Consider the following 13,673-nt stretch of genomic DNA (forward strand, 5'->3'; position numbering starts at 1 on the left):
ACGGTTTCATTCCATCAGCGTCCGCGTCTTTCCGGAAGATCTGAAAGCCGTGGCACGCCGCGTCATTTCTGCAATAATTTTAAAATGTCGTCGCCGCGCGAAATGGCAACGTTGCCCTTACGGCGCAGGTCTTCCAACCGATCCCGGAACTCTTTGTGCGTTTCGGTCAGGTTGCTGTTGATGGTGGCCTGGATGGCATCGGTGGCGGCCTGAATGTTCTGATTGATCTTGCCCTGATTGCCCAGCACCTGCGTCAACTTGTCCTGTTCCTGTGCAATGGTTTTCAGGATATCCACCAGCTTGGAAATTTTTTCATTGCTGAGATTGGCCTCACTGCGGCTGACATCGATTTTCTGCGCCACCTGATCCATCTTCTCGCCCACCTGGTTTGTGGTCATCAACATGCTTTTGGTTGTGTCCACGAGTTTGGCAAATTTTTCATCCGTTTGCTGGTTCAGCGTGCGCACCTGATCCAGTTTCTGATTGGCCGTTTCCAGCTGCTGCTTCGACGTGGTGTTCTGCGCATCGAGTGTTTTCAATCCCGCCGCCAGCTTGTTCATCTTTTCGTCAAACACCAGCAGATTCCCCTGCATCACTTCGGTCTGCTTGAGTGCCTGCTGATTCATGGTCCGCAACGACTCCTGCGTTTGCACCGTTTCGGCCAACCGTTTGTCGATGATTTCTTTCAGCTTCTTCATCGTCTCCCGGGTCAGCTCGATGTCCTGCTTTGTGGTTTGCTGGCGGGCGGACAACTCATCAATTTTGACCAGGGCCACTTGTTGCTGCTTGAAATTTTCGGACAGGATATCGATCAGCTTCTGGTTTTTCTCCTGCATGCCTTTTTGTCCCGCTTCCATGCGGGTCATTCCGGTCAGAATGGTTTCATCGCTTTTATTGAGGGATTGAAACGCATTGGCCATCATCTCACCGTTCTTTTTTTGCAGGGTGGCGAGTTCGCCCACCGAGGAGACCGCGCGGCCGATGCGTTGTTCCTGTGCCTGACCCAGCCGGTCCATATCCTGCGCCAGTCCTTTCTGCAAAGCCTGGAAACTGCCGGCCAGCCCCGACTCCAGCGAATTCATCTGGGTTTTGACCTGATTCATATCGCGGTCCAGTTTCGCGTCGGCCTTGTGATTGGTCACCTGAATTTGCTCGATCGATCCCTGCAGGGAAGCCAGGCTGCTGTTCAGCAGTTCCACCTGCCGCACCAATTGATTGTGCCGCTTGAGGGCGCTCTCATTGAGACGGTTCATCTGTTCGACCAGATCGCTCTGCGCTTTTTTAACGCCTCCCAGTTCCGGAAACAGCTTTTCCACCAGACGCGTATTCAGTTTTTTGAGTTCGGAGTTGATGTGCTCGTGCGAGGCGTCGCTGCCGCCGAACAACTGGGCGAATCCGGTGGAACCGAATAGAAGAAATACGAACAGAACCGTTAAGCAAACAATCAGGGGCTTGGTTTTCATGGCTTCTTCCCGCGAAAATAGTGGGTTGAAATGGAATCGGCTTCGTAGAAAAAGACGATGACAGGCATTGAAACGTCGAGGACAAAAAAAATCGACCGCAACAAGTATAACCCGTTGCGGTCGATCTATTGAAGAGCAATTTTTATAACTGCTGAATAGTCAAGCCTATTCAGAAATCATGAAATGCGCACGTCGATTGCGCCACCAGCAATTCTCGCTGCTTTCAAAACAGAACGGCTTTTCTTCGCCGTAGCTGATGGTGTGCAAGCGGCTTTCATCCACACCCTGGGACGCAAGAAACTTTTTGGTCGCCAATGCGCGGCGTTCACCCAGGCCCAGGTTGTAGTTGTTGGTGCCGCGCTCGTCGCAGTGACCCTGAATCTCCACTTTGGCATTCGGGTTCTGCTTGAGCCATTCGACATTGGCGCGCAGACGATCTTTGCTTTTCTGATCCAGATCGAAACTATCGAAAGCGAAATAAACATCTTCGACACTTGCCGTGGGCTCGAAAGTCAGCAAACGGGCCTCTTCGATCTTCTCCGGCTCTTGTGGCTGCTCGAACACCTTGGCCGTGTCTTCGATCACCGGGTTTTCCTGCGGCTCAGCCACAAACGCATCGTTGGTCATATCCATCTGCTCCACCTTGGTGGCTTCCTCTTCCTTCGGAGCTTCTACCTGAAAGTCAGGGATGGTGGTGGCTTCTACAGTCTCTTCCTGAACCGGCTCTTGATCAGGAGACTCCGTTATGAACGCGCCGCTTTCCTCAGTCTCCTGAATCTGAGTATCAAACCCGGATTCCGGTTCCGGTTCCGGAGTGGGCTCCGGCTCCACGGCCACCGTCTCCACCGTTTCTTCAGGAGGTGCTTCCACTTCCGGTGCCAGTTTCTTTGCACATCCGGTAACCCCTATTGCCAAAATAAAGATGGCCAATCCACAAATTAAACGCATTGCTTTCGCCTTAAATAATTTGTTCATAATTTTTCAACCTCTTGTTTAACGGACTCCCCTCGTAATAAATCCAATGCTATATATGAAAACCGATACTCGTTTTTTTAACTATGCCGTATTTACAGGGAAAATGACTCTAATCATTGTAATCAATTTTTCCTGGAAATCCAAACCCAGTTTTTCAATAATTTTTTAAAAAACAACTAGTTAAGAGGCGCATCGGGCCGCGCCTGTTAATTCGCCTTTTTTCAACGACAACTCGGCGTCCCTGGCATTGTTCCACAATACAGGGTTAACCTGTCTCCGAAACGAGCGGCCTGCCGCCCTTCCATTTATTGGTTTTGGCCTCCAAGGTACCTTCTGGGGTAAGGGGACCACGTGGGACTGAAGCTGCCTTGCGGCAGGTGTGTCAATTGACGGCTGGGCTTTCCGTTGAATCCCTTGATGTGCACAGAGGAATAACGCCCGCGCGCCACCCGGTAAGCCAGAAACCGGCCATCGGGCGACCACGAAGGTTCCTCCTTGTTGCTGGGGCCCTGGGTGAACAGCGCCGTTTTTCCCGTTTCTGGAAAGAACAACCGGATCTGATGGTAATCCCCCACCCGCGACGTGTAGGCGATCTTGTCGCCATCCGGCGACCAGGCGGGGTTGTCGTTGTACCAGGAATCAAACGTGATGCGGCGCACGCCCTGCCGATCCCCGTCTTCGGCGTCCATGACGTAAATCTGCGGACGCCCCGCCCCGGCGCGGTCGGACGTGAAAGCAATGCGTTTTCCATCCGGCGACCACGTGGGTGAGGTATCTATATTAAAGTGTCGGGTCAGCCGCGTCAACTCGTTCCACCGGCTGAGCGTATAGATTTCGGAATTCTCGTCCTTGCTGAGCGACAACGCAATGCGTTTGCCGTCGGGAGACCACGAAGGGGCCGAATTGAGACCCGGAATGTCCAGCAGGGTGCGGCGCTTGTCGCCGTTGATCGACATCAGCACCATGTTGGGGTTGCGGTCGCGGTAGGAGGTGAAGACGATGGTGCGGCGATCCGGCGACCAGTTCGGCGACAACACAACGGACTGCTCATTGGAGATCTGGTTCACATTTTCGCCGTCAAAATCCACCGAATACAACTCCTTGCCTTCTTCGCTGGCGGCGAGAAAAGCGATCTGCGTTTCCGCCACGCCCCGGATGCCGGTCAATTGATCCATCAATTCGTCGGCAAACCGTCTCATGATGACCCGCACGTATTGGCGTCCGCCCTGATAGCGCTTGCCCATCAGATACCGGTTGTGCACCACATCGTAGAGACGGAACACAAACTGCACCCCGCCATTCAGGCCTTCCGTCCGGAACTGCGTTTTGACCAGCCATTGTGCGCCGATGCGGCTCCATTCCAGAAACCGGGGACGCGACTGATGCCCTTCGCTTTCCACCAGCGTGGTATAGGAGACCGGGTCCATCGGCGCGAACAGTTCAAAGTAATGCAGGTTGGTTTCCAATATCTGCCGGGCCTCCTCGGCCAACGCCTGGTCCTGACCCGGCCCGGTGCCGGCAAAAGGCGGGATGGCGATCTGGATTTCCGTGCCGGTTTCCTTATAGAGATCGAGTTCCACGTCCGTATCCGCCGCCGCCCCAAGAGGCAGCAGCCAGGCCGCTATCAGAAAAACCATCGTCGTTGCGATGCGCATATTATTTTTTCGGGACATATTTAAAGTTGATGGTGATGTGCAGGTTGGGTTCTTTCAACGCGGAAGGAAAATCCGGAAACGGCGCGGAATCCTTGATGGCCATCAAGGCCAGCTTGTCCAGTTGCCCATCTCCGGAGCTTGCGATCAGTTCGGGCTGATCGATATTGCCCGCGCGGAAAATGTAAAAAGAAACCTTGACCTCATTGTGCCCGGCACCGAGGGGATTTCTCCAGTTTTTATAAATCTGCTGATGCACGCGGCCGATGTACTGCGACAGGGGGTCCGCTGCCTGCGCCCGCCCCACCGGCCCCTGGTACACAAAGGTCTGCTTGCTGGCAGTTCCGGGCCCCGTGCCCTGGACGCCGCCACCCAGTGTGTTCAGTGCCCACACCCGGCTTTTGAACTGCACCGGTTGCTTGCGGCTGGCTTCGTCCATGTCGAAGCTCACTTCCACCTCGTGCTTTTTGCTCAATGACGCGATCTTGTCCAGAATTTCCTGGGTGGACTCCAGCTGCTGCACGATGAGGGTTTCAAATTCCCTGGAATCCGTTTTCTTGGCGATGACCACCGGTTTTTTCGATGCCTTCAGCTTCTGCAATTCTTCCAGCTTTTGCAGCAACTCACGCTGGTCGGCGACGGTCGTGTCCGGCGTGCCGCTTTTCACCTTGCGTTCCGCCAGCATGGCGAACTCCAATTCCTCCATGCTCAGGTCTTCCTTTTGCTGGACGGGCACCGGTTTGGACATCTCGATGGGCACGCTCTTTTTCATCTGCAACGTGTCGAATCCCTCCAGCGCTTCGGTCACACGCGAAGGACCGGGCTTTTTCTTTTCGCCGGGAGAAGGCGAAGGCGTCTTGAGTGCATCGAGATCGCGCAGGGTATCTTCCAGCAACGTGGGCGTGGTCTTTTTCTGGGTCGGCTGTTTGACCGTGGGAGGCAGCTTGGCCACCTGCTCCAGTTCCTGCAGGGTGGAAACCGACTGGCCCGGCTTGGTTTTCGGCGTCGGCGTTCCGGTGAACGGCAGATCCTCCAGCTTGAACTGTTTCTGACCGGTCGCAGCCTGGCTCTTCGCTTCGGGAACCGGTTTGGACACTCCTTTTTCTGCGGCGGGCTTTTTCGCCATTGGTTTTTCCGTCGCCGGCTTCTGCACCGCGACCTGTTGTTGCGGCGGCGCCGTCGCTTCCTGCTTCTTGCCTTCCTCTGCCAGGTCACCACGCTGGGAACCGGGAAGGGCCGGAGCCTCCACCAGGTCCACCGTGAACATCGGACGGATTTTCTGTTGCACCCATTCGGCCTTGGGCATGAACAGCACCGCCGTCAGCATCAGGCAGTGCACGAACACCGAGATGACGAGCATCTGGTTGAAATTGTAAAACTGGGATGCGTTCATTCTCATTGGTCGGGTTCGGTCATCATGCCGATGTTCTTCACCCCGGCGCGCCGGATGGTGGCCATGATCTTGACGACGTAACCGTAGTCCAGGTTGCGGTCAGCGCGGAAATACACCGACCCTTTGGCATTGCCTTCCATATACTGTTCCAGCTTTTTGGTCAGTTGCGCCAGCGTCGCCAGCTCTTCCTTGTCATAAAAAACCTTCTTGTTGCTGCGCACGGAAATGGTGGGCACGTCCTTGACTTCCACCGTCTCGGTGCTTTCTTCCGGCAGGTCCACGTCCATGCCGTGCTGCATCAACGGCGCGGTGATCATGAAAATGACCAGCAGCACCAGCATGACGTCAACGAACGGCGTGACGTTGATGTCGGCCATCAATCGGGGGTCTTTGCGGTAATCCATAATGCGTTTCCTGACGGCTCAGTAATCGACGGGTTTGCGGAGAAAATCTTTTTCGGTCATGAACTGGAAGTCCTGCGAAAAATCGTCCATGCGCGCGGTGAAGCCGCGGATCTTCGCGTTCAGGTAGTTGTAGAACACGACCGCCGGAATGGCCGCGAACAGGCCCGCCGCGGTGGCGATCAACGCTTCGGCGATGCCCGGGGCCACGCCGCCGATGCTGGCCGAGCCTTTGACGCCGATCATGCGGAACGAATGCATGATGCCCCACACCGTGCCGAACAGGCCGATGAACGGCGTCGTGCTGCCGGTGGTGGCGAGAAAGTCCAATCGATGCGCCAGCCGCTCGATCTCGTGGTTGATCGCTTTCGTCAACGCCAGCCCGATGCCCTTGAGATCCCGCTCAGTAAGCGCTACCTCTTGGGCCATGCCCGCTTCCCGCGTCTCGCTGCTGTCCGCGTTGTACCGGTACAGCTCGGAATAACCGGTCATGAACACCCGGGCCACCGGGCTGTATTTCAACTGCTTCGAAAAATTGTAGATGTTGACCAGGCTGGAACTCTGCGCAAAGACGCGCAGAAAATTCTGATCTTCTTTCTTGGCTTTGCGGTACGCGATGAATTTGGTCAGGATGATGGCCCAGGAGACAATGCTGAATATCAAAAGCAGCACCAGAACCGCCTTGGCCATGGTGCTGGACCGGGAGACCATTTCCATGATGCTGAGCGGCATGGTCGATGGGTTGAGAGTTTCCATGGAAGAAATTCCTATGAGTGATGAGAGTAGCGTGCTTGCGAACAACCGGGCAGGGACACTTTAAAATGTTTAAAATCAATCATATATTTCAAAACGCTTCTAGTTTACCGCATTCTGGAGGCGCAATTCAATCAGGGGAATTCGCAAAAAAACAAGGGGTGGGAAATTCAAGCGGTTTGCCCGGAACGGGCGGAAACCGCTTTTTCAAATAAAAAAGAGAGATGGGAAGGGAGGCCGGACGGCTGGTTTCAGCCTTTGACGCGTTCCTGGTAGGTGCCGGAAGAGGTCGATACGCGGATGACTTCGCCAATGTCCACGAACTGCGGCACGGTGACCACCAGCCCCGTCTCCAGGGTCGCCGGTTTGCCGGAACCGGAAACGGTGGCGCCGCGCAACTGAGGCTCGGTGTCCACGACCTTGAGCTCGACGGTTTCCGGCGGCTGCACGCCGATGGGGCGGCCGTCATGAAACTCCACCGTCACGCAGCTGTTGGGCAGCAGGTACAGCTTGATGTCGCCCATGGTCTCGGCTTCGATGAATATCTGCTCGAAGGTCTCGCTGTTCATGAAGCAGTAGCCGCTGGTCGCATCCTCGTACAGGAACTCCATCTCCGACTGCTCCAGCGTGGCGCGCTCGATTTCCTCGTCGGCGCGGAACTTGACTTCGGTCTGGGTGCCGTCCTTGAGGCTGCGCAGTTTGGCCTGCATGAAAGCGCGTTTGTTGCCGGGGGTGCGGTGCTCCGCCTTCATCACCCGGTACAGGTCCTTGTTGTACACGATCACATGACCGGGCCGGATGGAATTGCCGCTGATGTAGTTCGCCATCTAAAAGTTCTCCTGAGCGCAACGCGTTTGCCAGAACCGTCCTCGGCCACGTCCCTTGAGGCGGCAGGGCGATCGAATTGCAAACCGTGATGATGTTTGGGATCTGACGCGTGGGGTCCGGGCCAAATTGAGGTGCGATCATACCACAAAAGCGCGAACCGGTGCCATATCCCATTCAATGCGCCCGAACCCCGATTGCCCAAAGGACGCCGCTTGTGGCACAATCCCCTGCCATGGACTGCCCGCTTTGCGCCACCCCGACAGACGCCTTCGCCCAAAACGCCCAGCGCGCCTACCGGCTGTGCCCGCTATGCCGGTTGATCTCGGTGCCGCCGGAACACCTCCCCGGCCGCGAGGAAGAAGAACTGCGCTACCGCGAGCATGAGAACAGCCTCGACAATCCCGGCTACGTCGCCATGTTCCTGGACAAGGTCCGCCACCTGCAGGAACACTGTCCGGAAGCGGAGACAGCGCTCGATTACGGCTGCGGCTACGAACCGGTATTGGCCACACTGCTGGAACGCGAGGGCTACCACGCCGAAAAATACGATTCCATCTTCTTCCCGCAATTACCTGAGGGAGCACGTTTCGATCTGGTCATCTCCACCGAAACCTTCGAGCATTTTCACCGGCCTGCACGCGAACTCCAGACCATCCGCCGCCTTCTTCGCCCTGCGGGGTTTCTGGCCGTGATGACCCGGTTTTACACGGAAGCGGGCGAGACGCCAAACGCGGCGGCCTTCCTCAACTGGTACTACCAGCGCGATCCCACCCACGTCTGCTTCTACCGGCTTGCGACGTTCGACTGGATCGCCCGCGCGCACGGCTTCCAACACGTGTTCGACAATGGCAAAGATTTCATCCTCCTGCAACGCGTGGGCGGGGCCGCCGCATAAAATGTGTGATAGCCCTTGAAAATTTTTTAAAATCAGACATCATCTAAACTCAGAGTTTTTTTCAACCCCTTTCAGATTGAAGACACCCGACATGGCTGGCGAATACATCTTTTCCATTTCCCAACTGCGCAAGACCTACGGAGCCAAAACCGTATTTGAAGACATCAACCTGCATTTTTATCACGGCGCCAAAATCGGCGTCGTCGGCGAGAACGGCACCGGCAAGTCCACCCTGCTGCGCATCATGGCGGGCGAGGACCAGGAGTTCGAAGGCAAGGCGCAACCGCTGAAGGGCACCCGGATCGGCATCCTGCACCAGGAGCCGCAACTCGATCCGGAAAAAACCGTGCGCGAAGTGGTGGAAGAAGCCTTCGCGCCCATCCAGAAACTGATCAACGAGTTCAATGAAGTCAGCGCCAGCATGGCCGAAGCGCTGCCGGAAGAAGAGATGGAACGCGCCATGGAACGCATGGGCAAGCTGCAGGACGAGATCGATGCGGTGGACGGCTGGGAACTGGACCGGCAGATCGAGGTGGCGATGGATGCGCTCGTCCTGCCGCCGGACGACCAGAAAACGGGCACGCTCTCCGGCGGCGAAAAACGCCGCGTCGCCCTGTGCCGCCTGCTGCTGATGAAACCCGACATCATCCTCATGGACGAACCCACCAACCACCTCGACGCGGAAACCGTGGCCTGGATGGAAAACACCTTGAAGGATTACCCCGGCAACGTCATCGTTTCCACCCACGACCGCTATTTCCTCGACAACATCACCAAATGGATTCTGGAGTTGCAGGGCGGCCGCGGCCTTCCGTTCGAAGGCAACTATTCGTCGTGGCTGGAACAGAAAGCCAGCCGCCTGGCGCAGAAAGAAAAAGCCGAGTCCAGCCTGCACAAACGGCTGCAACGGGAACTGGACTGGATTCACACCAACCCCGGCGCGCGCCGCACCAAGAATAAAAGCCGCATCAAGGAATTTGAAAAGCTGTCCGAGAAAAAAGGCGACAACTCCGACAACAGCCTCGACATCCAGATCGTGCCCGGCCCGATGCTGGGCGATAAAGTGATCGAGGCGCGCGGCCTGACCAAGGGCTACGGCGACACGCCGCTGATCGAGGATTTGAACTTTTCCATTCCGCGCGGCGGCATCGTCGGCGTCATCGGTCCCAACGGCACCGGCAAAACCACCCTGTTCCGCATGATCGTCGGCGAGGAACAACCGGACGGCGGCGCGCTGGAAGTGGGATCGAGCGTGAAGCTGTCCCACGTCGATCAGCACCGCGACGACCTGGACGACGCCAAAACCGTGTTCGAGGAGATCACCGGCGGCACCGACCAGATCGAAGTCGGCGACCGCACCGTCAACTCCCGCGCCTACGTCGCCCGTTTCAACTTCCGCGGCAGCGACCAGCAGAAAAAAGTCGGCAACCTGTCCGGCGGCGAACGCAACCGCCTGCACCTGGCCAAACTTTTACGGCGCGGCGGCAACGTGCTGTTGCTCGACGAACCGACCAACGACCTCGACGTCACCACCCTGGGCAACCTGGAAAATGCCATTCTCGATTTTCCCGGCTGCGTGGTGGTCATCAGTCATGACCGGTTTTTTCTCGACCGCATCTGCACGCACCTGTTGGTGTTCGAAGGCAACAGCAAGGTGCGCTGGTTCGAAGGCAACTTCGAGGCCTATCAGGAAACGCGGCGGCAGGAGCTGGGCGGACGCGAGGAAAACCGCCGTTCCAAATACAAAAAACTGACGCTGCACTGAGTGGAATAGAAAGCGGAACGCACACCGGCTGTTCCGGCCCACGGGTCAATTCCCTGCAAAACTCCGTATATAGAGAACCAACTGCCAGATTTCGGTTGCGGAAAGATTGGGATGCGCGGGCATGGAGGTGCCGGGCGAACCGTTCTGGATGATCCAGAACAACTGCCCGTCGGGGAGGGGTTGCAGGGTGGCGGCGCAGGTGAAGTTGCGCGCCGCAGGCGTGCTTTCAAAATCCGGATCGCCCAATCCGTTGCCCCGCTCGCCGTGGCAGGTTTTGCAGGCGAACGGTTTGGCCGTGCGCTGGTACAACGTCTCGCCCTGCTGTCGATTTTCGGCGGTAGCCTGTAACGGATTGGCGCGTTGGTAAAGCGCGGACGGCGCGCGCGGCGTGTTGCGTTTTTGCGGACAGACGCCGGACACGGTTTGCGTTTCCACCCCGGCGGTGGCAACGCCACGGCCCGCTTCATCCGGCACCGGCGACGCCGGAGAGCAGGCCGCCATCCATACGAATAACGCCAGAACCCTCCATCCTTCACGCATGATCGATTCCCCCGGCAAACAACAAATCACCGCGGCGATCATTTCGCGAGTTGCCGGATATAGAGGATCACCTTCCACACATCGGTTTCGTCCATGAAAGGATACGGCGGCATGCCCGTCGGCGTGCCGTTTTTGATGACCCAGAACATCTGGCCGTCGGTGATTTCCTGCATGGTCTCGCCGCAGGTGAAGTTGCGCGGCATCGCACTCAGGCCTTGCGCCATCATACCGAGCCCGTTGCCCGCTGGCCCATGACACACCTTGCACGCCGTGGGTTCCGCCATCATCTGAAACAGCGATTGACCCCGCTCCAGGTTGTTATCCGTCGGCTCCAGCGGATTTTTCAATTCGTACACGGTTTGCGGTGCCTGCGGCGCGGTACGGGTTTGCGGGCAGATGCCCTGGCCGCCGCGGCCCATGCCATGGTGCAGGTTGTGCCGCTCATTAATCCCTCCATGCGGCCGGCCCTGGTGCATGGCCAGTTGCATGAGGTCTTCCCCATTTTCTTGCAGCGTGTCCGCCAGCACCGAAGCGGGTGAACCCACCCAACACGCCAATCCCAGAACGAGAGCCAGAACCCGCGTCCGTTGCTTCCAATCACTCATGGTTCCTCATTCCTCTCAATCAATAAGACAAAGCGCCCTCCGTCTGGATGGAGGACGCTTCGGTTGAAACGTTTAATGATGAGCTAAGGCAACTCCGGAATGGCAATCTCGATGGGCTCGCCTTCCAGCGCTTTCATGAATTCCACCAGATCGTTCACTTCTTTGTCGGACAGTCCCAGCGGCGTGATGAAGGGACTCTTGTTTTCGTCCACATCGCCGCCGCGATTGTAAAACTCGATCACGTCCTTGAGCGTCTTTTCACTGCCGTCGTGCATGTAAGGTGCCGTGCGCGACACATGACGCAGGCCCGGTGTCTTGAACGCGCCTTTATCTGAATCTTCCTTGGTGACCTTGTAACGTCCCTTGTCGTCGCCCTTCACGCCGATGTTGTGAAACTTGCTGTCAGTGAAGACAGGCCCGTTGTGGCAGATGGCGCACTTGGCTTTGCCAAAGAACAGGTTCATGCCGTTGATCGCCGACTTCGACATCGCCTTTTTATCCCCGTTGTTGTACTTGTCGTAGGGCGAATTCTTCGACACCACCGAACGTTCGAAGGTGGCGATGGCTTTCACGATGTTGCCGAGATTGATGCTGTTCTTGCCGAACACCGCATCGAACCGCTGCACATAACCGGGGATGGCTTTGAGTTCCTCGATCAACGCACCCACATCCTGGTTCATTTCGATGTCCGCCTGAATGGGTCCCTTCGCCTGTTCTTCCAGCGAGGGTGCACGGCCATCCCAGAACTGTGCGTCGAAGTAACCGCTGTTGATGACTGTCGGCGAATGACGCGGACCTTTGCGGTTGAAGCCGTCGCCGATGGGCGTCGGCAGCCCGTCGCCCCAGCCCAGACCGGGGTTGTGACAGCTGGCGCAACTGATCCAGTTGCTGCCGCTAAGCCGCGGATCGAAGTACAGCATCTTGCCCAGTTCTTCCTTTTCCTTCGACCATGGGTTGTCCTTCGGGTGCGTCATCTCCGGCATCGGTTCGTAAAACGATTCTTCCGCGTTTATGGCACCCGGTTGGCCGATCCACAGAACAGCGGCCACCAGCAAAATAACAGTGTGTGCGATTTTCATATCTCTTCTCCTGATTGATTGAAAGCCGGCCTCCCCCGGTTCATGGAAGACAATGAGCGGGGCACGCAACCATCGTTCGAAACCGCAGGGATCGTTTCAGGGAATCGATCATACCCCGTGCCGCCGGGTTTCCGCAACTCACCAGGCAGCGCGCGCCCGGTCAATTCTCTTTGCGTGCACCGCGATAGGCGCGAATGAACTGGATCACCCACCAGCCCTCGTCCTTGGTGATCACCGTCCCCACGCGGATCGGCATGCCGGTGCCGGGGCTTCCATTTTCCAGCACCCACATCAATTCGCCGTCGGTGCGCAGATCCTGCCATTTCGCATCCGTGAAATCACGCGGCTGGTGTCCCGGCAGTTTCACGCCGGTGCCGTCGTTGCTGTGGCAGGTGACGCATTCCCCCTTGCCGAAATAGATTTTCGCGCCCTTGTCCACGTATTCCTGCCGCTCGCGGAACGGGCTTTCCATTTCCTGAATGCGTTCCAACTCGCCTTCCGGCACACGCGGCGCATAGATGCTGGGATGAAACGCAGCCGCCTCCTGCCACACAAGGACCACGACGCACAACACACCCATGCCCACGCAACGAACCACTCTCATAAATTCACAAACTCTGAAAAGAAGACAAGCGGCCCCTCCTCGGCGTGAAGGGCCGCGTCCCATGGTAACCATTCAAACAAACCGCTCTACGTCATATTTATTCTATCTTACCATGCATGGCTTCCCAATGACCCACCGACTGCGCGATACCAACGCTGCCGTCCGGAATGGGCGCGTCTTTCGGCCACAGGTGAAAAATGATGCCGTCGGTTTTGGAAACATGCTCAACCAGATTCTTCACCGCTTCCTCATCGGTCGGATAATTCACCTGCACCCGGCCCGTCTCGATTTCCTGTTTATGATCGTGCCAGTTGGCCTTGTGCGACCATTCCGGAATCAGTTTGCGCGCCAGGTCTTTGGAAACCATGTATTCCACTTCCGACATGCGCGCGTTGGGATCGGTGCTTTCGAACAGGATGCACTGGATGATCTGGTCGTTGATCGGTTTGCAGTAATGATGGAACGGCCCGACCACTTCCCCGTCCATGACGTGCGGCGCGGTGACGTGGATGGTGTAGCCGTCGAGCGGGCTGGCGGGTTTGTTGTCTCCGGCGGTGGCGCAGGCGGCGGTCGAGACCGTCAGCACTAAAATCATTCCCAGAATTTTCATCGGTTTCATGCACTACCTCCTTGGAAGTTTGGAGTCTCTATTGGCCTGAAATGACTCAGCATTATTCCTAGTGTACGCAGGCGAAAAACGGAATACAAGGTGGATGCAAA

Annotated in this window: 14 protein-coding genes; 2 read left to right on the forward strand and 12 right to left on the reverse strand. The window is 56.8% G+C overall.

Features of this window, described 5'->3' with window-relative positions:
* Positions 1–62 precede the first annotated feature (62 nt).
* From QML71_RS11210 to efp, 7 genes are all read right to left on the reverse strand, one after another.
* Complete coding sequence (locus tag QML71_RS11210; RefSeq protein ID WP_282012016.1) at positions 63–1,463, reverse strand: hypothetical protein; 1,401 nt, start codon at positions 1,461–1,463, stop codon at positions 63–65.
* A gap of 165 nt (positions 1,464–1,628) precedes the next feature.
* Positions 1,629–2,438, reverse strand: coding sequence for a peptidoglycan-associated lipoprotein Pal (gene pal, locus QML71_RS11215; RefSeq protein WP_282012017.1), 810 nt, complete (start codon positions 2,436–2,438; stop codon positions 1,629–1,631).
* Between the two features lie 305 nt (positions 2,439–2,743).
* The gene (locus QML71_RS11220; RefSeq protein ID WP_282012018.1) at positions 2,744–4,093 is read right to left on the reverse strand and encodes a beta-propeller domain-containing protein; all 1,350 of its coding nucleotides are present in this window, start codon (positions 4,091–4,093) and stop codon (positions 2,744–2,746) included.
* A gap of 1 nt (position 4,094) precedes the next feature.
* On the reverse strand, positions 4,095–5,483 hold the full coding sequence (locus QML71_RS11225; RefSeq protein WP_282012019.1) for a TonB family protein: 1,389 nt from the start codon (positions 5,481–5,483) through the stop codon (positions 4,095–4,097).
* A 2-nt stretch (positions 5,484–5,485) separates the two neighbouring features.
* Positions 5,486–5,887, reverse strand: a complete 402-nt coding sequence (locus tag QML71_RS11230; protein WP_282012020.1) for an ExbD/TolR family protein — start codon at positions 5,885–5,887, stop codon at positions 5,486–5,488.
* 18 nt (positions 5,888–5,905) lie between these two features.
* Positions 5,906–6,640, reverse strand: coding sequence for a protein TolQ (gene tolQ, locus QML71_RS11235; protein ID WP_282012021.1), 735 nt, complete (start codon positions 6,638–6,640; stop codon positions 5,906–5,908).
* A 248-nt stretch (positions 6,641–6,888) separates the two neighbouring features.
* Positions 6,889–7,464 (reverse strand): elongation factor P, encoded by a 576-nt coding sequence (gene efp / locus QML71_RS11240; protein WP_282012022.1) that lies wholly within the window; start codon positions 7,462–7,464, stop codon positions 6,889–6,891.
* 215 nt (positions 7,465–7,679) lie between these two features.
* On the opposite strand from efp, the gene QML71_RS11245 reads away from it, so the two are divergent.
* Entirely contained in the window at positions 7,680–8,360 is a 681-nt protein-coding gene (locus QML71_RS11245) for a class I SAM-dependent methyltransferase (protein WP_282012023.1), read from the forward strand.
* A 91-nt stretch (positions 8,361–8,451) separates the two neighbouring features.
* The gene (gene ettA, locus QML71_RS11250; protein ID WP_282012024.1) at positions 8,452–10,125 is read left to right on the forward strand and encodes an energy-dependent translational throttle protein EttA; all 1,674 of its coding nucleotides are present in this window, start codon (positions 8,452–8,454) and stop codon (positions 10,123–10,125) included.
* A 45-nt stretch (positions 10,126–10,170) separates the two neighbouring features.
* Here ettA and QML71_RS11255 read toward each other — a convergent pair whose 3' ends face one another.
* The 5 genes from QML71_RS11255 to QML71_RS11275 all read right to left on the reverse strand — a co-directional run bounded on the left by QML71_RS11255 (position 10,171) and on the right by QML71_RS11275 (position 13,572).
* Entirely contained in the window at positions 10,171–10,665 is a 495-nt protein-coding gene (locus QML71_RS11255; protein ID WP_282012025.1) for a c-type cytochrome, read from the reverse strand.
* Between the two features lie 38 nt (positions 10,666–10,703).
* The gene (locus QML71_RS11260; protein WP_282012026.1) at positions 10,704–11,270 is read right to left on the reverse strand and encodes a c-type cytochrome; all 567 of its coding nucleotides are present in this window, start codon (positions 11,268–11,270) and stop codon (positions 10,704–10,706) included.
* 83 nt (positions 11,271–11,353) lie between these two features.
* Positions 11,354–12,349, reverse strand: a complete 996-nt coding sequence (locus tag QML71_RS11265; protein WP_282012027.1) for a cytochrome-c peroxidase — start codon at positions 12,347–12,349, stop codon at positions 11,354–11,356.
* A 160-nt stretch (positions 12,350–12,509) separates the two neighbouring features.
* Positions 12,510–12,953 carry a c-type cytochrome gene (locus QML71_RS11270; RefSeq protein ID WP_282012028.1) on the reverse strand — a complete coding sequence of 148 codons (444 nt, stop codon included), beginning with the start codon at positions 12,951–12,953 and terminating at the stop codon, positions 12,510–12,512.
* A 97-nt stretch (positions 12,954–13,050) separates the two neighbouring features.
* Entirely contained in the window at positions 13,051–13,572 is a 522-nt protein-coding gene (locus QML71_RS11275) for a DUF1264 domain-containing protein (protein WP_282012029.1), read from the reverse strand.
* Positions 13,573–13,673 lie beyond the last annotated feature (101 nt).

It is taken from the genome of Nitrospina watsonii, from assembly GCF_946900835.1.
In the GTDB taxonomy this organism is placed as follows: domain Bacteria; phylum Nitrospinota; class Nitrospinia; order Nitrospinales; family Nitrospinaceae; genus Nitrospina; species Nitrospina watsonii.

What these genes read in the sequence shown, in the direction of transcription:
- QML71_RS11210 (WP_282012016.1), bottom strand. Translation starts at nt 1,463, where the DNA reads ATGAAAACCAAGCCCCTGATTGTTTGCTTAACGGTTCTGTTCGTATTT.
- pal (WP_282012017.1), bottom strand. Translation starts at nt 2,438, where the DNA reads ATGAACAAATTATTTAAGGCGAAAGCAATGCGTTTAATTTGTGGATTG.
- QML71_RS11220 (WP_282012018.1), bottom strand. Translation starts at nt 4,093, where the DNA reads ATGCGCATCGCAACGACGATGGTTTTTCTGATAGCGGCCTGGCTGCTG.
- QML71_RS11225 (WP_282012019.1), bottom strand. Translation starts at nt 5,483, where the DNA reads ATGAACGCATCCCAGTTTTACAATTTCAACCAGATGCTCGTCATCTCG.
- QML71_RS11230 (WP_282012020.1), bottom strand. Translation starts at nt 5,887, where the DNA reads ATGGATTACCGCAAAGACCCCCGATTGATGGCCGACATCAACGTCACG.
- tolQ (WP_282012021.1), bottom strand. Translation starts at nt 6,640, where the DNA reads ATGGAAACTCTCAACCCATCGACCATGCCGCTCAGCATCATGGAAATG.
- efp (WP_282012022.1), bottom strand. Translation starts at nt 7,464, where the DNA reads ATGGCGAACTACATCAGCGGCAATTCCATCCGGCCCGGTCATGTGATC.
- ettA (WP_282012024.1), top strand. Translation starts at nt 8,452, where the DNA reads ATGGCTGGCGAATACATCTTTTCCATTTCCCAACTGCGCAAGACCTAC.
- QML71_RS11255 (WP_282012025.1), bottom strand. Translation starts at nt 10,665, where the DNA reads ATGCGTGAAGGATGGAGGGTTCTGGCGTTATTCGTATGGATGGCGGCC.
- QML71_RS11260 (WP_282012026.1), bottom strand. Translation starts at nt 11,270, where the DNA reads ATGAGTGATTGGAAGCAACGGACGCGGGTTCTGGCTCTCGTTCTGGGA.
- QML71_RS11265 (WP_282012027.1), bottom strand. Translation starts at nt 12,349, where the DNA reads ATGAAAATCGCACACACTGTTATTTTGCTGGTGGCCGCTGTTCTGTGG.
- QML71_RS11270 (WP_282012028.1), bottom strand. Translation starts at nt 12,953, where the DNA reads ATGAGAGTGGTTCGTTGCGTGGGCATGGGTGTGTTGTGCGTCGTGGTC.
- QML71_RS11275 (WP_282012029.1), bottom strand. Translation starts at nt 13,572, where the DNA reads ATGAAACCGATGAAAATTCTGGGAATGATTTTAGTGCTGACGGTCTCG.